The 26,964-nt window shown below is 66.6% G+C and carries 27 protein-coding genes; 8 read left to right on the top strand and 19 right to left on the bottom strand.

What is annotated here, in order from left to right; translation table 11 throughout:
- The first annotated feature begins 22 nt into the window (after positions 1-22).
- Complete coding sequence (locus tag IB273_RS21685) at positions 23-574, top strand: hypothetical protein (RefSeq protein WP_192224994.1); 552 nt, start codon at positions 23-25, stop codon at positions 572-574.
- Here the strand turns inward: IB273_RS21685 and IB273_RS21680 are convergent.
- A complete protein-coding gene (locus IB273_RS21680; RefSeq protein ID WP_192224993.1) occupies positions 571-1,476 on the bottom strand; it encodes a YihY/virulence factor BrkB family protein in 906 nt (301 codons plus the stop codon). The genes IB273_RS21685 and IB273_RS21680 overlap by 4 nt on opposite strands.
- Before the next feature lie 156 nt (positions 1,477-1,632).
- Positions 1,633-2,067, bottom strand: a complete 435-nt coding sequence (locus IB273_RS21675; protein WP_192224992.1) for a PGDYG domain-containing protein — start codon at positions 2,065-2,067, stop codon at positions 1,633-1,635.
- Positions 2,068-2,274: 207 nt separating this feature from the next.
- Between IB273_RS21675 and IB273_RS21670 the strand changes: the two genes are divergently transcribed.
- The 3 genes from IB273_RS21670 (at position 2,275) to IB273_RS31655 (ending at position 3,125) form a co-directional block, all read left to right on the top strand.
- Positions 2,275-2,712: a hypothetical protein gene (locus IB273_RS21670; protein ID WP_081518042.1), complete on the top strand. Its 438-nt coding sequence runs from the start codon at positions 2,275-2,277 to the stop codon at positions 2,710-2,712.
- Positions 2,713-2,733: 21 nt separating this feature from the next.
- Complete coding sequence (locus IB273_RS21665; RefSeq protein ID WP_081518041.1) at positions 2,734-2,922, top strand: hypothetical protein; 189 nt, start codon at positions 2,734-2,736, stop codon at positions 2,920-2,922.
- 74 nt (positions 2,923-2,996) lie between these two features.
- Complete coding sequence (locus IB273_RS31655) at positions 2,997-3,125, top strand: hypothetical protein (protein WP_017516671.1); 129 nt, start codon at positions 2,997-2,999, stop codon at positions 3,123-3,125.
- 164 nt (positions 3,126-3,289) lie between these two features.
- Here the strand turns inward: IB273_RS31655 and IB273_RS21660 are convergent, their stop codons facing one another.
- The 10 genes from IB273_RS21660 to edd form a co-directional block, all read right to left on the bottom strand.
- Positions 3,290-4,126, bottom strand: coding sequence for a D-hexose-6-phosphate mutarotase (locus IB273_RS21660; protein ID WP_081518040.1), 837 nt, complete (start codon positions 4,124-4,126; stop codon positions 3,290-3,292).
- Between the two features lie 424 nt (positions 4,127-4,550).
- Positions 4,551-5,909, bottom strand: a complete 1,359-nt coding sequence (locus tag IB273_RS21655; RefSeq protein ID WP_081518039.1) for a carbohydrate porin — start codon at positions 5,907-5,909, stop codon at positions 4,551-4,553.
- 52 nt (positions 5,910-5,961) lie between these two features.
- A complete protein-coding gene (locus IB273_RS21650) occupies positions 5,962-7,122 on the bottom strand; it encodes an ABC transporter ATP-binding protein (RefSeq protein ID WP_192224991.1) in 1,161 nt (386 codons plus the stop codon).
- An 11-nt stretch (positions 7,123-7,133) separates the two neighbouring features.
- Positions 7,134-7,979: a carbohydrate ABC transporter permease gene (locus IB273_RS21645; protein ID WP_192224990.1), complete on the bottom strand. Its 846-nt coding sequence runs from the start codon at positions 7,977-7,979 to the stop codon at positions 7,134-7,136.
- Positions 7,972-8,898 carry a carbohydrate ABC transporter permease gene (locus IB273_RS21640; RefSeq protein WP_192224989.1) on the bottom strand — a complete coding sequence of 309 codons (927 nt, stop codon included), beginning with the start codon at positions 8,896-8,898 and terminating at the stop codon, positions 7,972-7,974. Before IB273_RS21640 ends, IB273_RS21645 begins: the two co-directional genes overlap by 8 nt.
- 102 nt (positions 8,899-9,000) lie before the next feature.
- Positions 9,001-10,263, bottom strand: a complete 1,263-nt coding sequence (locus IB273_RS21635; protein ID WP_192224988.1) for an ABC transporter substrate-binding protein — start codon at positions 10,261-10,263, stop codon at positions 9,001-9,003.
- 164 nt (positions 10,264-10,427) lie between these two features.
- On the bottom strand, positions 10,428-11,849 hold the full coding sequence (locus tag IB273_RS21630; RefSeq protein WP_139791564.1) for an ATP-binding protein: 1,422 nt from the start codon (positions 11,847-11,849) through the stop codon (positions 10,428-10,430).
- 19 nt (positions 11,850-11,868) lie between these two features.
- On the bottom strand, positions 11,869-12,603 hold the full coding sequence (locus tag IB273_RS21625; RefSeq protein WP_081518033.1) for a response regulator: 735 nt from the start codon (positions 12,601-12,603) through the stop codon (positions 11,869-11,871).
- A 47-nt stretch (positions 12,604-12,650) separates the two neighbouring features.
- The gene (locus tag IB273_RS21620) at positions 12,651-13,649 is read right to left on the bottom strand and encodes a glucokinase (RefSeq protein WP_225610223.1); all 999 of its coding nucleotides are present in this window, start codon (positions 13,647-13,649) and stop codon (positions 12,651-12,653) included.
- A 116-nt stretch (positions 13,650-13,765) separates the two neighbouring features.
- Positions 13,766-15,592, bottom strand: coding sequence for a phosphogluconate dehydratase (gene edd, locus IB273_RS21615; protein WP_081518031.1), 1,827 nt, complete (start codon positions 15,590-15,592; stop codon positions 13,766-13,768).
- A gap of 128 nt (positions 15,593-15,720) precedes the next feature.
- On the opposite strand from edd, the gene gap reads away from it, so the two are divergent.
- A complete protein-coding gene (gap, locus tag IB273_RS21610) occupies positions 15,721-16,725 on the top strand; it encodes a type I glyceraldehyde-3-phosphate dehydrogenase (RefSeq protein WP_192224987.1) in 1,005 nt (334 codons plus the stop codon).
- Positions 16,726-16,819: 94 nt separating this feature from the next.
- Here the strand turns inward: gap and IB273_RS21605 are convergent, their stop codons facing one another.
- Positions 16,820-17,002, bottom strand: a complete 183-nt coding sequence (locus IB273_RS21605; RefSeq protein ID WP_081518029.1) for a DUF1289 domain-containing protein — start codon at positions 17,000-17,002, stop codon at positions 16,820-16,822.
- A 176-nt stretch (positions 17,003-17,178) separates the two neighbouring features.
- On the opposite strand from IB273_RS21605, the gene IB273_RS21600 reads away from it, so the two are divergent.
- Positions 17,179-17,958, top strand: a complete 780-nt coding sequence (locus IB273_RS21600) for a hypothetical protein (RefSeq protein WP_192224986.1) — start codon at positions 17,179-17,181, stop codon at positions 17,956-17,958.
- 59 nt (positions 17,959-18,017) lie between these two features.
- On the opposite strand, the gene bglX is transcribed toward IB273_RS21600, so the two are convergent.
- From bglX to IB273_RS21570, 6 genes are all read right to left on the bottom strand, one after another.
- The gene (gene bglX / locus IB273_RS21595) at positions 18,018-20,315 is read right to left on the bottom strand and encodes a beta-glucosidase BglX (protein ID WP_318652499.1); all 2,298 of its coding nucleotides are present in this window, start codon (positions 20,313-20,315) and stop codon (positions 18,018-18,020) included.
- Between the two features lie 217 nt (positions 20,316-20,532).
- Positions 20,533-21,591 (bottom strand): SMC-Scp complex subunit ScpB, encoded by a 1,059-nt coding sequence (gene scpB / locus IB273_RS21590; RefSeq protein WP_192224984.1) that lies wholly within the window; start codon positions 21,589-21,591, stop codon positions 20,533-20,535.
- A gap of 83 nt (positions 21,592-21,674) precedes the next feature.
- A complete protein-coding gene (locus IB273_RS21585; protein ID WP_412548092.1) occupies positions 21,675-22,562 on the bottom strand; it encodes a segregation and condensation protein A in 888 nt (295 codons plus the stop codon).
- A 498-nt stretch (positions 22,563-23,060) separates the two neighbouring features.
- Positions 23,061-24,275, bottom strand: coding sequence for a tryptophan--tRNA ligase (locus tag IB273_RS21580; protein WP_192224982.1), 1,215 nt, complete (start codon positions 24,273-24,275; stop codon positions 23,061-23,063).
- 61 nt (positions 24,276-24,336) lie between these two features.
- On the bottom strand, positions 24,337-24,966 hold the full coding sequence (locus IB273_RS21575; protein ID WP_081518024.1) for an L-threonylcarbamoyladenylate synthase: 630 nt from the start codon (positions 24,964-24,966) through the stop codon (positions 24,337-24,339).
- A complete protein-coding gene (locus IB273_RS21570) occupies positions 24,963-25,838 on the bottom strand; it encodes a PHP domain-containing protein (protein ID WP_192224981.1) in 876 nt (291 codons plus the stop codon). The genes IB273_RS21575 and IB273_RS21570 overlap by 4 nt, the downstream gene beginning before the upstream one ends.
- A gap of 198 nt (positions 25,839-26,036) precedes the next feature.
- Between IB273_RS21570 and IB273_RS21565 the strand changes: the two genes are divergently transcribed.
- Together IB273_RS21565 and IB273_RS21560 are read left to right on the top strand one after the other, a co-directional pair.
- The gene (locus tag IB273_RS21565; protein WP_192224980.1) at positions 26,037-26,630 is read left to right on the top strand and encodes a septation protein A; all 594 of its coding nucleotides are present in this window, start codon (positions 26,037-26,039) and stop codon (positions 26,628-26,630) included.
- Position 26,631: 1 nt separating this feature from the next.
- The gene (locus IB273_RS21560) at positions 26,632-26,931 is read left to right on the top strand and encodes a YciI family protein (RefSeq protein ID WP_081518021.1); all 300 of its coding nucleotides are present in this window, start codon (positions 26,632-26,634) and stop codon (positions 26,929-26,931) included.
- Positions 26,932-26,964 lie beyond the last annotated feature (33 nt).

The following is a 26,964-nucleotide window of genomic DNA, read 5'->3' as shown; positions in this document are numbered from 1 at the left end:
CATCCGCTCCCGAGGGACTTGCATGGGCAAGCAACACATACCTTACCTGCTGGCCGCCCTGGCCCTGCCGCTGCTGCTCGCCGGTTGCTCGACGAACGCCAGCAACTCCTGCGACGAGCCACTGAGCGGCGAGGCCTGCCGGCAGGAGCACCTGCTCTACCAGAACGACATGCTGCAGGCGAAGCTGCTGATCGCCAGCGGCGACCTGGCCAACTACGAGCTGGCCGAGGCGCTGCTCGCCCGTTCCATGGAAAAGGACGTGCGCGGCGAGGCGAGCTTCTACCTGGCGCTGCTGAAGATCAAGGAAGGCCCGCAGGTGGACGAGGTGCTGCCGCTGCTGGAGAAGGCCGCCGACGCCGGCCAGCCCTACGCCGTGGCGCTGCTCTACAAGATCTGGTCCGAGCCCTTCCTGGTCGAGCAGGCCGACCCGGCCAAGGCCCGGCAGTATCTTGAGGACTACGGCAACCTGGACGTCGCCAGGAGCGGCTACCCATCGTTCGAGAAGGCCACCGCACTGGTCAACTCGCTACTCAGCGAGCCACCCGCCGTCGCCGGCCAGCCGGCCCAGCCCTAGCCCTCATCGGGCGCCGGAGCGGCCTGCTCGAAGGTCTTCTCGCCCTCGTCCTTGCCGTGGGGCAGATGGTGCTCGATCACCGCATTGAGTTCCGCGCCCAGCAGCAGCACCGCCGACGAGATGTAGAAGTACAGCAGCAGCACGATGATCGCCCCGACGCTGCCGTACATGGCGTTGTAGTCAGCGAAGTTCTTCACGTAGTAGCCAAAGCCCAGCGAGGCGGAAATCCACAGCACCACGGCGAGCACCGAGCCGGGGGTGATGAAGCGGAATCTCTGCTGCACGTTGGGCGTGACGTAGTAGATGATCGCCACCGCCATCATCATCAGCAGCACGATCACCGGCCAGCGCAGGATGCTCCAGAGGATCACCACGAAGTCCTCCAGGCCCACCTTGGCGGCGATCCAGCCCATCACCTGGGGCCCGAGGATCATCAGCGCGGCGATCAGCATCAGCATCGCCACCAGGCCGAAGGTGTAGAACAGCGACAGCGGGATGCGCTTCCACGCCGGGCGTGCTTCGCGCACATCGTAGGCGGCGTTGAGCGCGATCATCAGCGAACGCACCGCCGCCGAGGACGACCACAGCGCCACCACAATACCGATGGACAGCAGCCCGCCCTGGCGCTGCTGCAACTGGTCGATGACCGGGTTGACCTGATCCAGCGCCTGCGCCGGCAGCACGTAGTCGGCCTGCTGGCGGAGGAAGTCGAAGAACTCCGGCAGGTGCAGGAAGCCCAGCAGCGCGATGAGGAACAGCAGGAAGGGAAACAGCGAGAACAGCCCCTGGTACGCCAGCGCGGCGGCATAGGTGGGCATCTCGTCGTCGAGGAACTCCTTCACCGTCAGGCTGATCAGCTTCCAGGGCCCCAGACTGAGCCCGCGCATGTCCATGAATCGCATCCCGCACCGTCCTCCCGATGAGCGTCCCGCTCGCCGGCGGGCTGCAGGGTGGACCTGCGCAACGCCGGCAAAGTTGCAACAAAAGCGCGACGCAGAGCGCCCGCCAGCACAGACCATAGCCGCTGGCGGGGCGTGGAAGCCAGTGCGGAGGCGGTTTCAGTCGGCCAGGCGATAGACCTTGGCGAAGCGCTCGGCCTTCACCACACCGTAGTCGCCGGGGGCGTATTGCATGACCCAGTCGCCAGCGGCACCGGTGAGGCGGTCGCCACCGGCCGAGCGCAGCAGGGTGAAGGGTTCGTCCATGCGCCGGGCCAGCACCGGGCTGGGGATGTTGCGGTAGGCACCCGGCTCGCCGTGGGTGAGCGCGGCTTCGGCGGGCCGGTACTTCGGATCGAAGCGCTCGCGGGAAACGACCCAGCGCTCGCCGGTCGCGCCGCTGATGATCGCGTCGCCGACTGCATAAAGGTTCGGGCCTTCGAGGCTCATCAATTCGCCGGCCACCGCAGCGAATTCGACGGTGACGGTTTCGTCCTTCACCACGCGCTGCGCGGCGGGATCGGTGCGGAGGTCGACCTGGGTCAGTTCGATCATGGCGGGACTGCGGACCTGCGGAAAAGGTGGAGGAAAGAACGGGGGCAAGCCTACTCGCAAAAGAATCGCCCTGCGAGAAGCCAGCCGCTGGTGGTGCTCTACACTCACTGACCATGCGTGCCGTCACGACACTCCCGGCCGAACCCAGCCCGCTTTCCGGCGGTCGCACCTACTGAGCCAACCCCATCAGCCGTACAGGAATCTCCCATGCCGTTTGCCCGTCTCGCCCTGCCCTTCCTGTTGCTCACCAGCCTTGCCGTCCACGCCGAAGACACTCCCGAAGAAGCGAAATTCCTCAAGGAATCGGCGGACTATTTCGACCAGGTGACCAAGTCCAACCTGCCACGCCAGGTAGACAAGGTGACCACCCTCAACAGCGTGCAGCTCGACCCGGCGAAGAAGATGCTGTATTACCGCTACGCCATCTCCAACCTGCGCCTGGACGCCATGGACCTGGGTGCCCGCGCCAAGTTCGAGAACGGGCTGAAGAAGCAGCTCGAAGGCACCACCTGCGAGCAGCCCGACCTGCTGCAGCGCTTCCGCGAGCACCACCTGAGCGTCACCCACGAGTACGCCGGCAGCGACGCCAAGCCGCTGGCCAGCATCACCATTGATCCGCAGACTCTGAGCTGCGCCAAGACCTGACGTTGCACCGAAGAACCGCCGATGAGCCGTGCCGACTACCACCAGGAAAACGCCCAGCGCGCCGAAGCCGAAGCCCGGCGCCTGCTGGCCGAACGCGACCAGCTCGGCGCCCGCTGGCTGCCCTGGGTGGCCGGCGAGCTGTACCGGCTGAGCCCGCCGCACTACGCCAACATGGTGCGCCGCGAGCTGGAGCGCCTGACCGCCGGCTGAACAGCCGCCTGCCACGGGACTATGCTGAAGCAGTCAGCTCTCGGCCCGAGGGCGTCCCGTTGGAGGACAGGCTCGTGAAAGGTCTCGACGCGAAGAAACAGGCGAAGAAGAAGCCGCTGAAAACCGCGCACGAAAAACGCATGGCCAAGCGGCAGAAGAAAACCGGCAAGTCGCTGCTGGGTACTCCGCAGCAACCGTCCTGAGGGCGCGCCCCTCGTCCTGCGGATGGCCTCGGTGAGGCTGTCCGCTCACCTCTCTTCCCAAGACTCTGCAGGAGCACACCATACGCGCGATCGCGGGCATGGCCCGCTCCTACAAGTGTGTTCCGACGCACCGCCCAGGTAAGAGTGCGCGAAACCAATCCGGGTCAGATCAATCCGGCCCGCAGATTCAGCAGCATCCGCTCGCCCTGGGCAAGAATCAGCCCGCCGGCGCGATAGCCGGCGGCGCCGATGCACAGGAAGCGCTCCGCTTCACCCGGCTCCACCTGTTCCACCGCCCGGCTGCCGGGGTGCCAGATGACACTGCCGGCGCTGGTGTTCTTGTCGATGCGCAGGCGCCGCTGCCAGCCGGCATCCTCCAGCACCAGGGAACCGGTGTTGTAGAGCACCTGCTTGACCGCGCCACGGGGAGCCCAGGTGTTGGGCAGGCCGCTGGCCTTGCCGTCCAGCTCCATCCCATGGACCACCGAGCGGCGCAACGAACCCACGCGCCAGTAAGGCTGCAGGGCGAAGCTGAAGAGACAGTCGCTGTCATCCTCGTGGTAGCTGGAGAGTTCGATGTCCAGGTCCTGGCCAAGGCGCGCTTCCAGGCGCACGTGCCAGTCCTCGATATCCAGCTGCCAGCTGACCACCACCTTGCTGTCGTCGGCCCAGGCATCGAGCATGCGCCACTCGCGCTGGCGCGCCCAGCCGTGCTGCGGCCAGTCGGCTTCCACCGGGTGGCTGCCGAACCAGGGCCAGCAGACCGGAATACCACCGCGGATCGGCGCCGTGCTCAGGCTCGGCCACTGGCTCGAACACCACAGCAGCGGGCGCGCGCCGCGCGGCTGGAAGTGCAGCAGTTGCGCGCCCTGGCGGCTGAACACCGCCTGGCACTGCGGGTGATCGATGAGCAGCAGGTCGCGACGCTGGAAGCGCACCCAGTCGAAGGGGCGCTTGCCCCGCATGGAATGAAAAAAGCGCTGCAGCGGATGCTCGAGCATTGTCCGGATGTCCTGATCCAATCCCTGCCCGGACATTCCGGGGCGTGAAGATCTCTGTAGTTTCACTACATCTTACAGAAAAGGCGGCGATTCTAACCGCAAAGCCTAGTCACGCGCAGCGCCCACGCCAATGAAAAAGGCCCCTTAACCACCTGGGATTCATATTTCTGTAGGAGCGAGCTTGCTCGCGAATCGCTTGGCCCCGAAGCCCTGCACCGTAGGGCGCATAACCTGGAACAGGTTATCCGCCGGCCCGCGCGGCGGATAACGCTGCCGCGTTATGCGCCCTACAAAAGCTGGCGCCCACCAGGGGCAGGCAGAGAATCTGCTACCAAAGGCCGTCCACTCAATCCGCACACAGACCCTTAGACGCTGGAAAAAAAGGCCCGTCGCAAGGACGGGCCAGGTTCGCACCAGGGAGCAATCAGAAACTGGACTGGATCTTCAGGCCGGCCACCACGGCGTTGTTGACCTCGTCCACGCCGCCCGGATGGCGGATGTACTGCAGGTTCGGCCGCACGGTGAGCCAATTGGTCACATGCACGCCGTAGTACAGCTCGGCGTTGTACTCGGTGTCCTGGATGGGCTGGTACAGCGGGTTGTCGTAGTCGTCGATGCCGTTGACCTGGTTCACCAGGCGCTGGCGATCCTGCACGTCGTCGTTGACGTGGATGCGCGCCACGCCGAAGCCGATGTCGTCCTTGGGCCGCGCGTCGAACGGGCCCTTGTAGACCACGCCGAGCTGCTGGTAGTTGTCGACGGTGTTGGTGGCCTTGTCGTGCACGGTGAAGTTGGCGAACAGGCTCAGGCCGCGCGAAGTGTCGCCGTCATGGGCGGTGACCTGCTGCTGCGCCACCACCCACCAGCCGTGCTTGCCGCTGTGGGTCTTGGCCGGCTCGCCGGTGAGCGCCTGCGGGTTGCCGTTGACGTCGTCGTACACGTCGTCGGCCTCGGCCGTGCTGTAGTAGTAGCCCAGGCGGTACTCGCCGGGCAGTTGCTGGGCGCCGACCTTGGGCATCCACACCAGCTCCACCGGCAGGATGGTGCCCTTGGTGCCGCTGCCGTTGAGCTTGAAGCCGTTGCCGGTTTCCAGGTTCGACGGGTTCTGGTTGTACGCGCCGACCTGGGCGTACCACTCGTCGTTGAAGTTCCACTTCACGCGGGCCGCCCACTGGCTGACCGGCCAGTTGTACCAGATGCCGCCGACCCAGTTGCCCACCTGCGAGCCGCAGAAGGCCAGGTTCTGGAAATCGCAGGGGAAGCTGTTGAAGTCCTCGCCCTCGCCGAAGCGGCCGACTTTCACGTCCAGCGCGCCGTCGAAGTACTGCTGCTTGATCCACATCTGCGTCAGGCGCCAGGTCTGGCCTCGGCCCCAGACTTCCTGCACGGAGCTGAACTGCCCGGCACGCGGGTCACTGATACGGTCGTTGGAGAGGTTGCGGCCGCTACGCTCGGTGACGGTCAGCTGGAACTCGGTGGCATCCCAGCCAAGGATCTTCTGCAGGTCCAGGTGGGTGCCGAGGGCGAACTGGTCGGAGTAGCGTGCCGTGGTGTGCTGGTCGTAGCCGCCGCCCAGGTTGCTGGCGGCCTCGCCGACGTAGTCGAGCTTGAAGTCGTAGCCCTTCTCCAGCAGCTCGGTGCGCTTGCCGCCCCAGTCACCCAGGCCCCACTTGGACTCGGATGAGAAGGCATCGGCGGCATGCGCGACGTTGCCCGCGCAACCCAGTGCGAGCAGGCAGCCCAGGGTTCGTGCTGCAGGCCGGTTCTTGTTGTTCTTGTGCATCTCCAGCGTCCTCGTTGTCTTGGTTTCTAGCGTAGTTACAGGCAAGGGTGTTTCAGGAATGCTTCTGGCGGGCCAGCGGCGTCACCTTGTTCGCGCCGTCGCCGCGCGGCTCGGCGCGCAGGCGCTCGCCGCTCTGCGCGTCGAACAGCAGCGCGCGGGAAGGATCGAAGCGCAGCTGCAGGGACGCGCCCGGCTGGGGCGCCTGGTCCGGCGCGAGGCGGCAGCAGACCTTGGCGCCATTGAGCGTGACGAAGGCCAGGGTGTCCGGGCCGGTGGGCTCGACCACCTCGACCTCGGCGCGCAGGTCGCTGGGACCGTTGGCGCCATCGCTGGCCAGCTGCACCTGTTCCGGGCGCACGCCGAGGATCAGCTCGCGGCCGTCGATCAGCCCGGCCTCCAGTTGCAGCGGCAGCTCGCAGCGGTCCTGGCCGCTGTCCAGCAGGCCGACCAGCCGGCCGCCCTGCTGCTGGACCTTGAGCGGGATGAAGTTCATCGGCGGCGAACCGATGAAGCTGGCGACGAACAGGTTCGCCGGGTCGTTGTAGATCTGCTGCGGTGTGCCGAATTGCTGGACGATGCCGTCCTTCATCACCGCCACCTTGTCACCCAGGGTCATGGCCTCGATCTGGTCATGGGTCACGTACACCGTGGTGGTCTTCAGGCGCTGGTGCATCAGCTTGATCTCGGTGCGCATCTCCACGCGCAGCTTGGCGTCGAGGTTCGACAGCGGTTCGTCGAACAGGTAGATCTTCGGCCGCCGCGCCAGCGCCCGGCCCATGGCCACGCGCTGCTGCTGGCCGCCGGAGAGCTGCGAGGGCTTGCGTTCGAGCAGGTGCTCGATCTGCAAGAGCTTGGCCACGCGAGCCACCTCGGCATCGATCTCGGTTTTCGGCAGCTTGCGGATCTTCAGGCCGAAAGCGATGTTCTCGCGCACGCTCATGGTCGGGTACAGCGCGTAGGACTGGAACACCATGGCGATGTCGCGATCCTTCGGGCTCATGCCGCTGATGTCCTGGCCGTCCACCAGGATGGCGCCGCCGGTGACGTTCTCCAGCCCGGCGATGCAGTTCATCAGGGTGGATTTGCCGCAGCCGGAAGGGCCGACCAGGATCAGGAACTCGCCCGACTCGATCGACAGGTTGATCGACTTCAGGGTGTCCGCCAGGCCTGCGCCGTAGGACTTGTGCAGGTTGTGCAGTTCAAGGGTGGACATCGGTGCTTACCTCAACCTTTGACGGCGCCGGCAGTGAGCCCGCGCACGAAGTACTTGCCGGCCAGTACGTAGACCACCAGCGTGGGCAGCGCCGCGATCATCGCGGCCGCCATGTCGACGTTGTATTCCTTCACGCCCGTGCTGATGTTCACCAGGTTGTTCAGAGCCACCGTGATCGGTTGTGCATCGCCACTGGCGAACACCACACCGAAGAGGAAATCATTCCAGATCTGGGTGAACTGCCAGATCAGGCAAACCATCACGATGGGGGTGGACATCGGCATCAGAATGCGCAGGAAAATGGTGAAGAACCCCGCGCCGTCCAGGCGCGCGGCCTTCACCAGCGCATCCGGGATCGCCACGAAGTAGTTGCGGAAGAACAGCGTGGTGAAGGCCAGGCCGTAGATGCAGTGCACCATCACCAGGCCCGTGGTGGTGTTGGCCAGGCCGAGCTTGCCGAGGGTGAAGGACATCGGCAGGAGGATCACCTGGAACGGCAGGAAGCAGCCGAACAGCAGCGCACCGAAGAACAGCTGCGAGCCACGGAAGCGCCACATCGACAGCACGTAGCCGTTCATGGCGCCGATGAAGGTGGAGATCAGCACGCCCGGCACGGTGATCTTCACCGAGTTCCAGAAGTAGTCGCCCACCGCGCCCCAGGCTTTCACCCAGCCAACCACGGTGAACACGTCCGGCAGTGCCAGCAGGTTGCTGTTCCGGATGTCCTCGGGCGACTTGAAGCTGGTCAGCAGCATCACCAGCAAAGGGATCACGTACAGCGCCACCGCGCCCCAGAGGGTCGCGTGCACCGCCAGGCGGCTCAGGCTGAACGACGGTTTCAGAGTCGAGTCATGCATGGCGCTTACCCCGCAGTTCGGAGTACAGGTACGGCACGACGATGGCCAGTACAGCGCCCAGCATCAGCATCGCGCTGGCCGCGCCCAGGCCCATCTGGCCGCGAGTGAAGGTGTGGGCGTACATGAACATCGCCGGCAGGTCGGAGGAGTAACCCGGGCCGCCGGCGGTCATCGCGGCGACCAGGTCGAAGCTCTTGATGGCGATGTGCGCGAGGATCATCAGTGCGCTGAAGAACACCGGGCGCAGGCTTGGCAGGACGATGCGCAGGTAGATGGTCGGCAGGCTCGCGCCGTCCACCTGGGCGGCGCGCACGATGGCCGGATCGACTCCGCGAAGGCCGGCGAGGAACAGCGCCATGACGAAGCCCGAGGCCTGCCACACGGCGGCGATCACCAGGCAGTAGACGACTCGCTCCGGGTCCACCAGCCAGTCGAAGCGAAAGCCGGTCCAGCCCCAGTCGCGCAGCAGCTTGTCCAGGCCCAGGCCGGGGTTGAGCAGCCACTTCCAGGCGGTGCCGGTGACGATCATGGACAGCGCCATGGGGTACAGGTACACCGTGCGGATAAAGCCTTCGCGACGGATGCGCTGGTCCAGCAGCACCGCGAGGAACACCCCGAGCACCAGGCAGACGCCGATGAACAGGCCGCCGAACAGCAGCAGGTTCTTGCTCGCCACCCACCAGCGGTCGTTGTCCCACAGGCGCAGGTACTGGGTCAGCCCGGCCCAGCTGTAGGCGGGCATGAAGCGTGAGTTGGTGAAGGACAGCAGCAGCGTCCAGCCGATGTAGCCGTAAACGCAGACCAGCACCACGAGCATGCTCGGGGCCAGCACCAGCTTCGGCAGCCAGGCCTGCAGGCCATCGAGCAGCGAAGCGCGGGGCGCGGCGGCGGGAGTGAAAGTCGGAGATCGGGTCGCCATCTGCTTTCTCGAGGATGAGTGAGCCCACCCGGGCTGCCATGGCGGCCCGGAGTCGTTCAGTTGGGGAGAGAGGCCGGCTCCGCGACGGAGCCGGCGAGCGCCTTACTGCGCGGCGGCCTGGATGGCGGCGCCCAGTTGCTGCGCGGCCTTCTGCGGGTCGGCGGCGGGGTCGTTGAAGAAGTTGGTGACCACGTCGAAGATCGCGCCCTGCACATAGCTGGAGGCGGCCATGCTGTGAGCCATGCTTGGCACCAGGTTGCCGCTGGCGGAGGCGGCCTTGAAGTCCTTCATCGACTGCTGGGCGCAGCTGTCGAAGGGCGTCATGTCGACGTCCAGGCGCACCGGGATCGAGCCCTTGTTCAGGCTGAAGTCCTTCTGGAAGGACGGGTCGAGCACCGCGCGCGCCAGGTCTTCCTGGGCCTTGCGGTTCTCCTCGTTGCTCAGCTTGAACATCACCAGGGAATCGATGTTGTAGTCGAAGGCATTCTGCGTGCCGGGGAACGGCAGGCACTGGTAGTCCTTGCCCGCCACCTTGCCGGCGGCGGTGAACTCGCTCTTGGCCCAGTCGCCCATGATCTGCATGCCGGCCTTGCCATTGATGACCATGCCGGTGGCGACGTTCCACTCGCGGCCGGCGGCGTCGGCGTCAACGTAGCCGTGCAGCTTCTTCAGCGCGGCGAAGACGTCGGCCATCGGCGCGCCGGTGAGGGTTTCCTTGTCCAGTTCGACGAAGGCCTTGCGATAGCCCTCCGGGCCCATCTTGCTGAGCACCAGGTTCTCGAACAGGGTGCCGTCCTGCCAGGGCTGGCTGCCGTGGGCCAGCGCCGTGAAGCCGGCGGCCTTGAGCTTGTCGGCGGCGGCGAAGAATTCATCGAGGGTGGTCGGCGGCGTGGCGCCGGCCTTCTTGAAGACTTCCGGGTTGATGTACAGCCAGTTCACCCGGTGCACGTTGACCGGCACGGCCACGTAGTCGCCCTTGTACTTCATGATCTGCGCCACCTGCGGCGGCAGCAGCTGGTCCCACTTGCCTTCGGCGGCGACGTCGTTGAGGTCGGCGAGCAGCCCCAGCTCGCCCCACTCCTGGATGTCCGGCCCCTTGATCTGCGCGGCGGCCGGGGGATTGCCGGAGACGGCGCGGGTCTTCAGCACGGTCATGGCCGCTTCACCACCGCCACCGGCGACGGCGAAGTCCTTCCAGGTGTGCCCCTTGGCTTCGACGAGTTTCTTCAGGGTTTCGGCAGCGCGCTTCTCACCGGGGGAGGTCCACCAGTGCAGCACTTCGACTTCACCGGCGTGGGCCAGCAGGGGGGAGAGACAGAAGGAGGACAGACAGATGGCGGCCGACAGGCGACGGATCGCATTCATGGGGAGCACCTTGTTCTTGTTATTGGAGGCAAGTCTTCGCTTGCGATGGTCCGAGTCTATCCAAGGCATTCCGTTCTCCGGGTAACGAAGCGATCTTTGATTGTCACCGGCCGGTGACATTGGGCGAATGTTCATGGCGAAAGATGACGGAAGCGCGAAGCGCCCTACTCCACTTCCAGCCGCGGCAGCCTCAACGTCACCCGCAGCCCACCCTCACGGCGGTTCTGCAAGGTGACTTCGCCGCCGTGGGTATGCGCGATGTTGCGCGCGATACCGAGGCCAAGGCCGTACCCCTGGCCGCGTTCGGACAACCGGAAGCGCGGTTCGAAGACTTTCTCCAGGCGTTGTTCCGGCACGCCGGGGCCCTGGTCGTCGACGTGCAGGACCACCGCGTCGGGATCATCCTCGATGCTCAGCTGGGCGCGGCCGCCGTACTTCAGGGCGTTGTCCAGCAGGTTGCCGATACAGCGCTTGAGCGCCAGCGGCTTGCCCGGATAAGGCTCGAGCGCCGCGCCCAGCACTTCGACGCGGCCGTCGGCGATGTAGGGGCCGGCGACGTACTGCAGCAACTGGTTGAGATCCACCGACTCGACGTTTTCGTGGATGTCGGTGTCCTTCACGCATTGCAGCGCGCCCTTCACCAGCAGTTCCAGTTCGTCGAGGTCGTGGCTGAACTTGTCCTGCGCCTGTTCATCCTCCAGCAGTTCCACGCGCAGGCGCAGGCGGGTGATCGGCGTGCGCAGGTCGTGGGAGATGCCGCTGAACAGCTGCGCGCGTTCGTTGACGTAGCGGTCGATGCGCTCGCGCATGGTGTTGAAGGCGCGGGAGACCTCCACCAGCTCGCTCGCGCCGCTCTCCTCCAGCGGCTGTTCCTCGCCGCCCAGCGCGATGTCGCGGGCGGCACGGGCCAGGCGCTTGAGCGGGCGGCTCTGCCAGTGCACCAGCAGGCCGGTGAACAGCAGCAGCAGGAGGCTGGTGAAGACGATGGAGATGACCTGCTGCGGCGGCAGGCCTTCGGGTTCCAGGGTGACGTAGGGCGCCGGCATCAGGCTGGCGATGTACAGCCACTCGCTTTCGCCGATGCGGATCTGCGTGACCAGCACCGGCGGGTTCACCGGTTCCAGGGTCAGCGCGTAGTGCGCCCAGGAACGCGGCAGTTCCTCCAGCTTCAGCTCGCCGTTGAACAGCCGCAAGTCGTCCGGGCTGACGAACTCGACCTGCAGCTCGACGTCCTTGCCCAGCTTCTGGTGCAGCACGTCCTGCACGATGTCGATCACCGCCTGCTTGTTGGTGGTGTCCGGCAGCGCGCGCAGGTTCAGCGGGCGTTCGTTGAGCGAGACGAAGAAGCGCGTACCGCCCATGCTGCGCAGCTGGTCGAGCACCAGCGGACGGTAACCGATGGGCAGCGAGCGAAAGTAGCTGACGCTGGCGGCCATGGAATAAGCCAGGCTGCGCGAGCTGGTGAGCAGGCCGTCACGCTGGCTGGTGCGCAGGTGGGATATCCAGAACAGGCTCGACAGGCCCTGGGCGATCAGCACCGCCAGCAGGGTGAGCAGCAGCATGCGGCCGAGCAGCGAGCGCGGCACCAGGGCCCAGCGGCGGCGTTCACTCATGGCCGGCGAGGTGCGGGCGAACCTGGGCGGCCAGCAGGTAGCCGCTGCCGCGCACGGTCTGGATCAGCCGCGCCGGTTTCTCGGTGTCACGCAGGCGCTGGCGCAGGCGCGACACGGCCATGTCGACGATGCGCTCCAGCGGCATCACTTCGCGGCCACGGGTGGCGCTGGCGATGGTATCGCGGTCGAGAATCTGCCGGGGGTTGTCGAGGAACAGCTTGAGCAGGGCGAAGTCGGCGCCGCTGAGGAAGTGCTCCTCGCCGTCCTCGTGGAACAGCCGGTGGCTGATGGTATCCAGCCGCCAGTCGTCGAAGGCGATGACCTCGCCGCCGCGCACCTGGGTGAACTGCGCACGGCGCAGCAGCGCCTTGATCCGCGCCAGCAGCTCGCGGGGGCTGAAGGGCTTGCCGAGGTAGTCGTCGGCGCCCAGCTCCAGACCCACCACGCGGTCGGCTTCGTCGGAACTAGCGGTGAGCATGATCACCGGCATGCAGGCGTGGCGCTGGTGTGAGCGAATCCAGCGGCACAGGCTGAAGCCGTCCTCGTCGGGCAGCATCACGTCGAGGATCGCCAGGGCGGCGTCCTCGTCGCACAGCGCGCGGCGGAAGCTCTCGCCATCGGCGACGCTGCGCACCTGGAAGCCGGCGCGGCTGAGGTAGGTTTCCAGCAGCTCGCGGATTTCCTGGTCGTCGTCCACCAGCAGGATGGATCGGGCAGGCTGGTTCACTTCGGGCGTCCTTTGTTCTTGTTGTTCTTCAGGGATGAAGCGGGGTGTCAGCCTTCGTTGCGCAGCGCCTGCTCCAGGGCCACGCCGGCGCCGAACAGGCCCGGATGATCCGCCGTCATGACCCACACCGGAACCTGGTCGAGGTACGGCCCGCTGGTCTTGCCACGGCTGCGGAAGGCCTCGGCGAAGCCGCTGTGCTGGAAGCGCTCGAGGAAGCGCGGGACGATGCCACCGGTGATGTACACGCCACCCAGCGCGCCGACCGTCAGCACGGCGTTGCCGGCGACGCGCGCCAGCCAGACGAAGAAGTGCTCCAGCACCGCGTCGGCATAGGCGTCGCCAGCCATGGCGCGCTCGCCGATCTCGGCGGCAGTCGCGCATTTCGGCTCCACGCCATCGAGCTGACAGCTCATGCGGTAGAGGTTTTCCAGGCCGCTGCCGGAGAGCACGCGCTCGGCCGAGACATGGCCGTACTTCTCGCGCAGCAGTTGCCAGAGGGCGAAGTCACGTTCGGAGGTCACCGGCAGGTCGACGTGGCCGCCTTCGCAGGGCAGCACTTCCCAGCCGCCACCCGGCAGCGGCATCAGGCTGCCGACACCCAGGCCGGTGCCTGGGCCGATAATCAGCTTGGCGCGGCCTTCCAGTGCCTTGCCGGGGCGCACCTGCACCAGATGTTCTTCGGAGAGACGCGAAGCCGCCCAGGCCATGGTGCTGAAGTCGTTCACCAGCAGCAGGTGACTCAGGCCCAGTTCGGCACGGAAGGCGTCGCGTTTGATCACCCAGTGGTTGTTGGTGAACTTGAAGTCGCCTGCGCCAACGGGGCCGGCGCAGGCCAGGCAGACGTTGTCGACGGCCGACAGCGGCTGGCCGACGCGCTGCAGGTAGTCGCGCACGGCATCTTCCGGGCGCGGGTAGTCGGCGCAGGCCAGGACCTGGATGGACTCGAGGACTTCACCGCGCCACAGGGCGAAGCGGGCGTTGGTGCCGCCGATGTCGCCGACCAGGGCGAAGCCGTTCGGGGCGAGCTGAGCGTTGTTGGAAATCATTGTGGGCTCGGGCCTGGAAGTGGGGGGAAAGATTCAGCGTAGGACAGCACCGGAGGCTCTCCCGCGCGGCGGACAGGCAGTCAACGCCGCGCAGAAGATTCCATCAGGTGAGCGTCTCAGCGCAAGCCGTCGAGCTCGGCGGTGAAGCTGCAGGCGCCCTGCTCGGCCGAACTGAAGGCATTGCGCATGAAGGCGAACAGCTCGCGGCCCATGCCCATGTTATCCAGCGCGGGGGTTTCCACGAGCGGACGGGCATCCCATTGCGCGGCATCCACCAGTACGCGCAGCTCGCCGGTAGTGCCGTCGACGCGCACCACATCGCCGTCGCGCAGTTTGGCCAGCGGGCCGCCGTTGAGCGCCTCCGGAGACACATGGATCGCCGCCGGCACCTTGCCGGAAGCGCCGGACATGCGCCCGTCGGTGACCAGCGCCACCTTGAAGCCACGGTCCTGCAGCACGCCAAGGAACGGCGTGAGCTTGTGCAGCTCCGGCATGCCATTGGCGCGCGGGCCCTGGAAACGCACCACGGCCACCAGGTCTCGCTCCAGCTCGCCGGCCTTGAAAGCGGCGGCCAGGCTCGACTGGTCATGGAAGATGCGCACCGGGGCTTCGACGATCTGGTGCTCCAGCGCCACGGCGGAGACCTTCATCACGCCGCGACCGAGGTTGCCTTCCATCAGGCGAAGGCCGCCTTCGGCCGAGAACGGCTTGTCGATGGGGCGCAGGATGTTCTCGTCCAAGCTCGCCGCCGGGCCTTCGCGCCAGACCAGCTTGCCGTCGTCGAGGAAAGGCTCCTGGATGTAGCGACGCAGGCCCTTGCCGACCACCGTCTGCACGTCTTCATGCAGCAGGCCGCCATCGAGCAGCTGACGGATCAGGAAGGACATGCCGCCCGCCGCCTGGAAGTGGTTGATGTCGGCCTGGCCGTTGGGATAGATGCGCGCCAGGGTCGGCACGATTTCGGAGAGGTCGGCCATGTCCTGCCAGGTCAGCTGGATGCCGGCGGCCTGGGCGATGGCCAGCAGGTGCAGGGTATGGTTGGTCGAGCCGCCAGTGGCCAGCAGCGCCACCACCGAGTTGACCATGGCCTTCTCGTCGACGATCTCCGCCATGGGCACGAACTGGCCGTTCTCCGGCGCCAGGCGCGCGGCCTGGCGCGCGGCTTCGCGGGTCAGCTCGTCGCGCAGCGGGGTGTTCGGGTTGACGAAGGAGGCGCCCGGCAGGTGCAGGCCCATCACTTCCACCAGCAACTGGTTGGTGTTGGCGGTGCCGTAGAAGGTGCAGGTGCCCGGCGCGTGGTAGGAGGCCATCTCCGAGGCCAGCAGCTCCTCGCGGGTGGCCTTGCCTTCGGCGAACAGCTGGCGCACCGCGGCCTTCTCCTTGTTGGAGATGCCGGTGGGCATGGGGCCGGCGGGCACGAACACCACCGGCAGGTGGCCGAAGCGCAGCGAGCCGATCAGCAGGCCGGGGACGATCTTGTCGCACACGCCCAGGCACAGCGCGGCGTCGAACATATTGTGCGACAGCGCGATGGCGGTGCCCATGGCGATCACGTCGCGGCTGGCCAGGGACAGTTCCATCCCCGGCTCGCCCTGGGTCACGCCGTCGCACATGGCGGGCACGCCGCCGGCGAACTGGCCGACCGAGCCGATCTGCCGCAGGGCGTCCTTGATCAGTTCCGGGAAGCGCTCCAGCGGCTGGTGCGCGGAAAGCATGTCGTTATAGGCGGAGACGATGGCGACGTTGGCCTGGTTCATCAGCCGCAGCGCCTGTTTGTCGGAATCACCACAAGCCGCGACGCCGTGGGCGAGGTTGCCGCAGGGCAGCGTGCCGCGGTGCGGACCCTTGGTGGCGGCTGCCTTGACCAGATCGAGGTAGCGCTGACGCGTGGCCGCGCTGCGGGCCTGGATGCGCTGGGTGACTTCAAGCACACGAGGGTGCATGGCAGCATTCTCCTACAGACTATCGGTTGTTGTTTTTACAACATTATCGTTGATTACTCGGTGTTTACTTTTCATCAACGTGGAAATTTAATTGTTTTTACCACAACAAAAGAAAAGAGACGACCTTCATGACTATACGCCTGGCAATCAACGGATTTGGCCGCATCGGTCGGAACGTACTCCGCGCGCTCTACTCGGGCCCCTACCGCCAGCACCTGCAAGTGGTGGCGATCAACGACCTGGGCGACGCCGCGATCAACGCCCACCTGTTCCAGTACGACAGCGTGCATGGGCGCTTCGCCGGCCACGTCGAGCACGACGCCGAAAGCCTCAGGGTAGAGGGCGACCGCATTGCCGTCACGGCGATCCGCCATCCGGCCGAGTTGCCGTGGAAGGCCCTGGGGGTGGATATCGTGCTGGAGTGCACCGGCCTTTTCACCTCCCGCGACAAGGCTGCGGCGCACCTGCAGGCCGGCGCGCGCCAGGTGCTGATCTCCGCGCCCGGCCAGGACGTGGACGCCACCGTGGTGTTCGGCGTCAACGAAGACATCCTGCGCGCGGAGCACCGCATAGTCTCCAACGCCTCCTGCACCACCAACTGCCTGGCACCGGTGGCCCAGGTGCTGCACCGCGAGCTGGGCATCGAACACGGGCTGATGACCACCATCCACGCCTATACCAACGACCAGAACCTTTCCGACGTCTACCACAGCGACCCGTACCGCGCGCGCTCGGCCACCCAGTCGATGATCCCGACCAGAACCGGCGCCGCCGAAGCCGTTGGCCTGGTGCTGCCGGAACTGGCGGGCAAGCTGACGGGCCTGGCGGTGCGGGTGCCGGTGATCAACGTGTCGCTAGTGGACCTCACGCTGCAGGTCGCCCGCGACACCAGCGCGCAGGAGGTCAACGCGCTGCTGGAGCGTGCCAGCGAAGGCTCGGCGATCCTCGGCTTCAACCGCCAGCCGCTGGTCTCGGTGGACTTCAACCACGACCCGCGCTCGGCCATCTTCGACGCCAGCCACACGCGGGTGAATGGCCGGCTGGTGAAGGTGATGGCCTGGTACGACAACGAATGGGGCTTCTCCAACCGCATGCTGGATACGGCGCGGGCGATGGCTGCGGCACGCGGCTGACATTCTGTAGGGCGCATAACGCGCCAGCGTTATCCGCCGTGGAGGATGCGGCGGATAACCCGTTCCGGGTTATTCGCCCTGCGTCTAACGCCTCTCAGCGGTATAGCCGCTTGCCCTGCGCCTCCAGCACCAGCAGACGCATGTCCGCCTCGGCCAGGATCGCCTCCTGGCCCAGGTGGTCGACACGCTTCCACGCCTTGATTTCCTCACGGCTGCGGCCGCAGCCCAGGCAAATGCCCTCTTCGAACTCGCAGACCTTGATGCACGGACTCTTCACGGACTTCCTCTCGATTCGATGGGTGAACGTCAGTGGGCCTGCACAATGGACACCCGCGCGGCGCCAAGGTCCAACTCGATTTCCCCATCGGCGCCATCGACGCGGGTTATCGAAGCAGCCAATCGAAGGCTGCGCGCCTTGCTAGAATCCGCCCTCCACGCACTCCGGCGTCCCCCATGCTCGCCCTCAAACTCACCCTGGTTCCGCTGTTCCTGCTGCTGGTGTCCCTCTCCGGGCGCTGGTGGGGGCCGACCGTGGCCGGTTGTCTCGCCGCCCTGCCCGCCATCGCCGGGCCGATCCTCTATCTGATCACCGTGGAGCACGGCCGTGACTTCGGCGCTCAGGCCGCGCTGCTGGCGCTGGCGGCGATCTTCGCCTCGGAAGCCTTCAACTTCGCCTATGCCTGGCTGTGCCGGCAGCACCCCTGGCCGCGGGCGCTGAGCGGCGCGATGCTCGCCTGGCTGGTAGCCGCCTGGGCCTTGACGCAACTCCCGGCCATGCCTGTCTGGGCCCTGATCGCCGCCGCACTGGGCGCGCTGACCAGCCAGTTGTTCATGCCCCGCGCCGAACTGCCGGGTACCGTCGCCGCCCTGGGCCGCTTCGAGCTGGGCCTGCGCATGCTCTCCGGCGCGCTGCTGACCCTGGCCGTCACCGCCCTCGCCGGCTGGGCCGGGCCGAGCTGGAGCGGTCTTCTGGCGGTATTCCCGCTGCTCTCCATCGTGCTCTGCGTATCGTCGCAGCGGCTGCACGGCGCGGGATTCGTCATCGCCCTGCTGCGTGGCATGGTCACCGGGCGCCCGGCCTTCGCCGCGTTCTGCCTGTGGCTGGCGCTGCGCCTGCCGGTCAACGACATCCTGCCGAGCTTCGCCGAGGCGGCGCTACTGGCCGTGCTGGTGCAAGGCGCGGTGCGCTGGCTGATCGGGCTCCGCTCCCGCAAGGCAGCCAAAGCTGCCTGAAAGCAAAACGCCACGGCTGGGTCAGCCGTGGCGTTCTAGTTTGCAGCAGCGAGTGACGCTTAGAGCAGCGTGAAGCTCTGCTCTTTCACGTTGTCCGAATCCAGGCCGACGTAGACCTTGAACTCGCCCGGCTCCGAGGCGTAGCGCAGCTGGCTGTCGTAGAAGCGCAGGTCTTCCTCGCGGATCGGGAACTGCACCACCTTCGACTCGCCCGGCTGCAGCAGGATCTTGCTGAAGCCCTTGAGCTCCTTGACCGGGCGGCTGATGGACGCGGCGACGTCGCGCAGGTAGAGCTGCACGGTGGTCTCGCCGGCAACTTTGCCGGTGTTCTTCACGGTCACGCTGGCGGTCAGCTGGTCACCCTTCTTCAGCTTGCTGCCCGACATCTTCACGTCCGAGACGCTGAAGTCGGTGTAGCTCAGGCCGTAGCCGAAGGGGTACAGCGGGCCGTTCTGCGAGTCGAAGTAGCGCGAGGTGTACTTGTTCGGGTGCTCGTGGTCGAACGGGCGGCCGGTGTTCAGGTGGTTGTAGTAGATCGGCACCTGGCCCACCGAGCGCGGGAAGGTCATGGTCAGCTTGCCCGACGGGTTGTAGTCGCCGAACAGCACGTCGGCGATGGCGTTGCCGCCCTCGGTGCCGCTGAACCAGGTTTCCAGCACGGCGTCGGCGTTGGCGCTTTCCCAGCGCAGGTCCATCGGCCGGCCGTTCATCAGCACCAGCACCAGCGGCTTGCCGGTGGCCTTGAGGGCCTTGAGCAGCTCGATCTGGCTCTGCGCGATGTGCAGGTTGGTCTTGCTCGACGCTTCGTGGGCCATGCCCTGGGATTCGCCGACCACGGCCACCACCACGTCAGCCTGCTTCGCCTTCTCGACGGCCTCGTCGATCATGGCTTTCGGGCTGCGCGAGTCGACCTTGACGTCTTCGCTGTACTCGTTGAGGTATTTGACGATCTCCGGATCGTCGGTGACGTTGGCGCCCTTGGCGTAGAGCAGAGCGGCATGGCCACGGGTGGCGGCGCCCATGCCCTCGAGCACGGTCACGGCCTGGAAGGCCTTGCCAGCGGCGGACCAGCTGCCCATCACGTCGCGCTTGCTGTCGGCCAGCGGGCCGATCAGGGCGATCACGCCGTCACGCTTGAGCGGCAGCACGCTGCCTTCGTTCTTCAGCAGGACCATGCCCTTGCGCGCGATCTCGCGAGCGTCGGCACGGTGCAGGCGGTCCTCGGCGTCGGTGTCGACCGGGTCCTTGCCCTGCAGGTAGCGGTACGGGTCGTGGAACAGGCCCATGTCCCACTTGGCGGCGAGCACGTCGCGGCAGGCACGGTCGATCTCGTCCTGGCTGATCAGCCCGGCCTTGAGCAGCTCGGGCATGTGCTTGCCATAGAGATCGTCGTTCATGTTCATTTCGACGCCGGCGTTGATCGCCGCCTGGGTGGCGTCACGCTCGGTGGCGGCCACGCCGTGCTTGATCAGCTCCAGCACCGCGCCGTGGTCGCTCAGGGTCAGGCCCTTGTAGCCCCACTGGCCACGCAGCAGGTCCTGCAGCAGCCACTTGTTGGCGGTGGCCGGCACGCCGTTGATGCTGTTCAGCGAGACCATCACCGCGCCGGCGCCAGCGTCGATGGCCGCGCGGTACGGCGGCAGGTAGTCCTGGAACATGCGCTGCGGACTCATGTCCACGGTGTTGTAGTCGCGGCCGCCTTCGCCGGCGCCATACAGGGCAAAGTGCTTGACCCCGGCCATGATGGTTTGCGGCTGGTTCAGGCCCTGGCCCTGGTAGCCCTTGACCACCGCGGCGGCGACCTTGCTGGTCAGCCAGGCGTCTTCGCCGAAGCCTTCGGAGACACGGCCCCAGCGCGGATCGCGGGCGATGTCGACGGTGGGCGAATAGGTCAGGTTGAGGCCGTCGGCGCTGGCCTCGATGGCCGCGACGCGGGCGCTGCGCTCGATGGATGCCATGTCCCAGCTCGCCGCCAGGCCCAGGCCGATGGGGAACACGGTGCGATGGCCGTGGACCACGTCATAGGCGAAGAACAGCGGGATCTTCAGCCGGCTTTTCATGGCCGCGTCCTGCAGGTCGCGGATGCCCGGACGGACCACGGTGTTGAACACCGCGCCGGTGGTGCCCTCGGCGATTTCCTTCAGCAGTACCGGCTTGGGATGGTCCGGCCCGACGCTGACCAGGCGCAGCTGGCCGATCTTCTCTTCCAGCGTCATGCGCTGCATCAGGCTGTCGATGAAGGCGTCCTTCGACTGCCCGGCCAGCGGCACGGCGGGTGCAGCGGCAGGTGCCTGGGCGGCGGAAAGCGAAGCGCTGCCAAGGCCCAGCAGGAGGCCGAGCCAGCAGATACGGCTGATTGGAGTTCTTTTCATATGGGTACTCAGCAGCCTGCGCGCAGCGCCAGGCCACTGTGGATTGTTGTCGAGAGACGTCGTCAGGGCGGTCGATCGGGCGGCATCCCCGGGTGTTGCCGCCAGCGCCTTGCGAACGCGGCACATAAGGTCGTCGCGCCGAGGGCGGAAGTCAATCACCGAACGGCTGGAAAGCCTCGGTCAGATGCGCCAAAGGCCGGGCTCAATGGTCGCGATTGCGCGCGTTGAACTCCATTTCCTCGAGCATGGCTTCGCGCAGGGCGCGCTCTTCGTCCCATTCGTCTGCCGCGGGCGCGGACGGCGCAGGGGCTGGCGGCGGCACGGGCGCTTCAGGCTCGGCTGCCGCTTCGGGCTGGCCTTGTGTTTCGGGCGGGACATCCGCTTGGGCTTCGTCCTGCGGCTCGACCTCCGGCAGCGCGTGCACGCCGCTGAAGTCGGCATCCACGCCGGTGTCTTCGTCGTCGCTCGGCGGACGGTCGATCAGATCGTCGAAGTCGGTCTTCAGGCCCTGTTCCATCTCGTCCAGCTCGGCGAGCAGGCTGCGGAAGCTGGTCTCCTCCTTCGGCTCCTCCGGCGGCGCGGGCTCCGGCTCCTCGCCGGCATCGCGCACGGCCTGGTCGGCCAGGGCCTGCAGCGACGGCGGCACGTAGTCCTCGTCGTATTCCTCGGGGCTCGGCAGGCTCGCTACTGGCGCCATGTCCTCGAGGATCGGCTGCGGCTCGGGCTCCATCAATTTCAGCTCGGCCAGCGGCGGCAGGTCTTCCAGGCTCTTGAGGTTGAAGTAGTCGAGGAAGGTGCGGGTGGTGGCGAGCATGGCCGGGCGGCCGGGGACTTCGCGGTAGCCAACGATGCGGATCCACTCGCGCTCCATCAGCGTCTTGACGATCTGGGTGTTCACCGCAACGCCACGGATTTCCTCGATCTCGCCCCGGGTGATGGGCTGGCGATAGGCGATCAGCGCCAGGGTCTCCAGCAGCGCACGGGAGTAGCGCTGCGGACGTTCCTCCCAGAGCCGGCCGACCCAGGAGGCGAACTTCTCGCGCACCTGCAGGCGGTAACCAGTGGCGACTTCCTTCAGCTCGAAGGCCCGCCGGGAACAGGACAGGCCCAGCACCGCCAGCGCATCGCGGAACTGCTGCGGCTCGGGGCGCTCCGCCTCTTCGAACAGCTCGCCGAGGCGCTCCAGCGACATGGGCTTGCCGGCAGCCAGGAGGATGCCTTCGAGCAGGGTCGCCAGTTCTTGCGGGTCGGAGAGATTCATCGGGGGCTCGGGTCAGGGTTGAAGGTTTCGCCGTTCAGGCGGGAAAGCTACTCAAAGCGCGGCGCCAGGGCAACGCTGGCGGATCAGAGCGGCTCGTCTTCCGGCTCGCTGTCCAGGGCCTGGTCGAGCGCCGACTCGCCTTCGGGGCCGTCGAAGTGGCCGTCCTCGAAGGTCAGCTCGGCCGGTGGCTCTTCGCGCGGTTCGAAAACGTCTTCGTCGCCCTCTTCCAGTACATCTTCCGGCACTTCCCCGAAGCGCGCGGCGCCTTCCTGCACTTCCGTGCGGGCGCGGACGTGGATGGGCGCGAAAGCTTCGTTCTGCACCAGTTCCACCAGCTGTTCCTTGACCAGCTCCAGCACCGCCATGAAGGTCACCACCACGCCGAGCTTGCCCTCCTCGACACGGAACAGGCTGATGAAGGGCACGAAGCCCTCGCCCTTCAGGCGTTCGAGGATTTCGGTCATGCGCTCGCGGGTGGAGAGCATCTCGCGGGTGACCTGGTGACTTTCGAACAGGTCGGCGCGGCGCAGCACCTCGGCCATGCACAGCATCAGTTCCTGCATGTCCACTTCCGGCAGCAGCCGGCGCGCCCGCGCATCCGGCGCGGCGACAGTGGGCACCACGTAGTCGCGGCCCAGGCGCGGCAGGTCGTCGAGGTCCTCGGCGGCCTTCTTGAAGCGTTCGTACTCCTGCAGGCGGCGAATCAGTTCGGCGCGCGGGTCTTCCTCTTCTTCCTCGGCCTCGGCCGAGCGCGGCAGCAGCATGCGCGACTTGATCTCGGCGAGCATGGCGGCCATCACCAGGTACTCGGCAGCCAGCTCCAGACGCACCGATTTCATCAGTTCGACGTAGCCCATGTACTGGCGGGTGATTTCCGCCACGGGGATGTCGAGGATGTTGATGTTCTGCTTGCGGATCAGGTAGAGCAGCAGGTCGAGCGGGCCTTCGAAGGCTTCGAGGAAGACCTCCAGGGCGTCCGGCGGGATGTACAGGTCCTGCGGCATCTCCGTCAGGGCCTCGCCGTAGACGAGCGCCAGCTGCACCGGCACCTGGTATTCAGGGGCGGCGGCGGGGGCTTCCGGCTCGGTCAGGTCACTCATCGGCCACTCGTCAGGCGCTGGGGTTCGAAGGCGGCATTATCCCTGCTTTTGCCGGCGGCGCGAGGGGCTTTTGGCGGATTTGCGGCCTGTGCGGTTTGCCTGCGCGTAGGAGCGGGCTCTGTCCGAGATGGGGTCTGCGCTTGGCTTCGGCGCGATGCGGGCCTATCACGGACAACGTCCGCCCCTACAAAGAGCGAAGGCCCCTCACCCTAACCCTAGCTGCGCGCCCCGCTCCTCAAGCGGGAGAGGGGACAGATCGGAGCCGGCTGAAGCCACGGAGTCAGCCGGCACGGACGGCCCCCTCTCCCTCTGGGAGAGGGCTGGGGTGAGGGAGTCGCGAGCACCAACTACCCGAAGAGCAATGGCGCGTCAGCGGTAGGACAGCCCCATCGCATGCCGCACTTCCACCAGCGTCTCCCGCGCGGCCTCGCGGGCGCGCTCGGCGCCTTCGGCGAGGATGCTGCGCACCAGCTCGGGGTTGTCCTCGTAGTCCAGCGCGCGCTCCTGGATCGGCGCCAGTTCGTGGAGGATCGACTCGATCACCGGCCGCTTGCAGTCCAGGCAGCCGATCCCGGCGCTGCGGCAACCTTCCTGCACCCACTGGCGGCAACTCTCGTCGGAGTAGATCAGGTGCCACTGCCATACCGGGCAGCGCTCCGGGTCGCCTGGATCGCGGCGGTGCACGCGCGCGGGGTCGGTGGGCATGCGCGCGATCTTTTCCTCGATCACCGCCGGGCTGTCGCGCAGGGCAATGGTGTTGTGGTGCGATTTGGACATCTTCTGCCCGTCCAGCCCTGGCATCTTCGGCGCGTGGCTGGTGAGGGTCTGCGGCTCGGGCAGCAGCACGCGGCTGGTGCCTTCGAGGTAGCCGAACAGCCGGTCGCGGTCGCCCAGGGTCAGGCTCTGCTGCTCCATGAGCAGCGCGCGGGCCGTCTCCAGCGCCTCGGCGTCGCCCTGTTCCTGCCAGGCACGGCGCAGGCTGCTGTAGAGCTTGCCGGTCTTCTTGCCCAGGCGGGCGATGGCGGTCTGGGCGCGGTCCTCGAAGTCCACCTCGCCGCCATAAAGATGGTTGAAGCGGCGGGCGATCTCGCGGGTGAATTCGACGTGGGCGAACTGATCCGAGCCTACCGGCACCAGGCCTGCGCGGTAGATCAGGATGTCCGCGGCCTGCAACAGCGGGTAGCCGAGGAAGCCGAAGGTGGAGAGGTCCTTGTGGACCAGCTTTTCCTGCAGTTCCTTGTAGGTCGGCACGCGCTCCAGCCAGGACAGCGGGCAGATCATCGACAGCAGCAGCTGCAGCTCGGCGTGCTCGGGCACCTGGGACTGGATGAACATAGTCGCGGCGCTGGGGCTGACGCCCACTGCCAGCCAGTCGATGGCCATGTCGCGCACGTGCTGGCGGATGCTGGCGGTCTCGTCGTACTCGGTGGTCAGGGCGTGCCAGTCGACGATGGAGAAGTAGCATTCGTACTCGTGCTGCAGTTTCACCCAGCTCTGCAGCACACCGTGGTAATGGCCCAGGTGCAGGCGCCCGGTGGGGCGCATGCCGGACAGCACACGGCGCAGGGATTCGACGCTGGTCAAGCGGTCAACCTCGCGGGTTCGGCGATGGGACGAGGGAGTATAGCCAGCACGCCGGGCGTGTTCAGGCGTTGACCATGAAGGGTTCCGGGTCGCCGCAGCCGACGCGCACGACCACCGGGTCTTCGTCGGTCAGGGCGATCACGGTGGAGGCCTCGCCGCCGCCGAAACCGCCGTCGATGATCAGGTCGACCAGGTGCTCCAGCGAATCGCGCATCTCGTACGGATCGTTCAGCGGCTCGCTCTCACCGGGCAGGATCAGGCTGACGCTCATCAGCGGCTCACCCAACTCCTCCAGCAGCGCGAGGGCGATCGGGCAGGCCGGCACGCGCAGGCCGATGGTGCGGCGCTTGGGATGCAGCAGCATGCGCGGCACTTCGCGGGTGGCGTTGAGGATGAAGGTGTAGGGGCCGGGCGTGTGCGCCTTGAGCAGGCGGAACAGGCCCGTGTCGACCTTGGCGTAGAGGCCCAGTTCGGACAGGTCGCGGCAGACCAGGGTGAAGTTGTGCTTGTCGTCGAGCCGGCGGATGTGGCGGATGCGCTCCACCGCGGACTTCTCGCCGATACGACAGCCCAGCGCGTAGGAGGAGTCGGTGGGATAGGCGATCACCCCACCCTGCCGGACGATCTCCACCGCCTGCTTGATCAGGCGCGCCTGGGGATTTTCCGGATGGATCTGAAAGAACTGGCTCATGGAGTCTCCTTGGTCCCGATGGCGTTCTCGGCGCTGGCGAAGCGCGGCCAGAGCGGCGCCAGGTCTTCGGGCACGCTCCGGTAAAGGCCCAGCTCCGACCAGTCGCTGGGGCCGTGGAAGTCGCTGCCGGCGGTGACCATCAGGCCGAATTCACGGGCGAGAATGCTCAGCACGCCGACCTGCTCGGCCGGCTGCGGGCCGTTGCAGACTTCCAGCGCATGCCCGCCGGCGGCGATGAAGTCGGCCACCAGCTTGCGCCGCTTGGTGCGGGTGAAATCGTACTGATAGGGGTGCGCCAGGCTGATCCAGGCGCCCGCCGAGCGCAGCGTGCCGACGGCATCGGCGAGGCTCGGCCAGTGCTGTTTGACGTCGCCCAGCTTGCCGGCGCCCAGCCACTTGCGGAAGGCCTCGGCGCGGTCCTTGACGTAGCCCTGGCGCAGCAGGAACTCGGCGAAATGCGGGCGTGCCGGGGCGTTCTCGCTGTCGCCCAGTTCGGCCTGAATCGCCCGCGCGCCCTCGAAGGCACCGGGCATGCCCTTGGCTTCCAGGCGCCGACCGATTTCCTCGGCGCGGGTCCAGCGGGCGCGGTGCAGGTCGTCCAGCGCCTGCACCAGCGGCTCGGCCGTCACATCGAAGCCGTAGCCGAGCACGTGGATGGTCGCCCCGCCCCAGGTGCAGGACACTTCGACGCCGTCCACCAGCTCCATGCCCAGCGCCTGCGCGGCGCGGCGCGCCTCGGGCAGGCCGTCGAGGGTATCGTGGTCGGTCAGCGCCAGTACGCGCACGCCGCGCCCATGGGCACGCTCGACCAGGGCCGTCGGGCTGAGCTGTCCGTCGGACGCGGTGCTGTGGCAGTGCAGATCGACTCGCATGGGGCTTCCAGGGAATGCAGGATGACTTTCAGTCGGGATAACTTTGCGTCGGGATAGCTTTCTGTATAGACGTTTCTGTGCCAACGCTCCCGCAGCAACGCATTGAAACCATGATCTGACGCAGCGTTGGGCGGATGGCTCTTTCAGTTCATCCGCAGGTTGGTATTATGCCGGCTCTACTGGGCTCTGGCTGCCGTAATGAAGCAATTCATCGATTTCATTCCCCTCATCCTCTTCTTCATCGTTTACAAGCTCGACCCGCGCAACGTCGAACTCGCCGGCCAGAGCTTCTCGGTCGGCGGGATCTACAGCGCCACGGCGGTGCTGATCGCCGCCTCCGTGGTGGTCTACGGCGCCCTGCTGATCAAGCAGCGCAAGCTGGACAAGGGCCAGTGGGTGACGCTCGCCGCCTGCCTGGTGTTCGGCGGCATGACCCTGGCCTTCCACAGCGAAACCTTCCTCAAGTGGAAGGCGCCGGTGGTGAACTGGCTGTTCGCCCTGGCTTTCGCCGGCAGTCACTTCATTGGCGGCCAGCCGCTGATCCAGCGCATCATGGGCCATGCGGTACACCTGACCGATACCCTCTGGGCGAAACTGAACGTCGCCTGGGTGCTGTTCTTCCTGATCTGCGGCTGTGTCCAGCTGTTCGTCGCCTTCACCTTCCAGGACTACTGGGTGGACTTCAAGGTGTTCGGCAGCCTGGGCATGACCCTGCTGTTCCTGATCGGCCAGGGCGTATTCCTGGCCCGCCACATGCACGATGAGCCTACCGGCGAAAAACCCAAGGACTGACATGCTCTACGCGATCATTGCCCGTGATATCACCGCTTCCCAAGAACGCCGCCTGGCCGCCCGTCCCGCGCACATCGCACGCCTGGAGCAGCTGAAGGAAGAAGGCCGCCTGGTGCTGGCCGGCCCGCACCCGGCCATCGACAGCAACGACCCGGGCGCCGCCGGCTTCACCGGCAGCCTGATCGTCGCCGAGTTCGACTCGCTGACCGCCGCCCAGACCTGGGCCGACGCCGATCCGTACCGCGCCGCCGGCGTCTACGCCGAAGTCGTGGTCAAGCCGTTCAAGAAAGTCCTGCCCTAACAGCGCGCGAGCGTTGCACCCCGAGGCACGGAG

Source organism: Pseudomonas sp. PDM19 (genome assembly GCF_014852215.1).
In the GTDB taxonomy this organism is placed as follows: Bacteria; Pseudomonadota; Gammaproteobacteria; order Pseudomonadales; family Pseudomonadaceae; genus Pseudomonas.
Note: the sequence above shows the minus strand (reverse complement) of the source record. Positions and strands in the feature narration are given on the sequence as shown.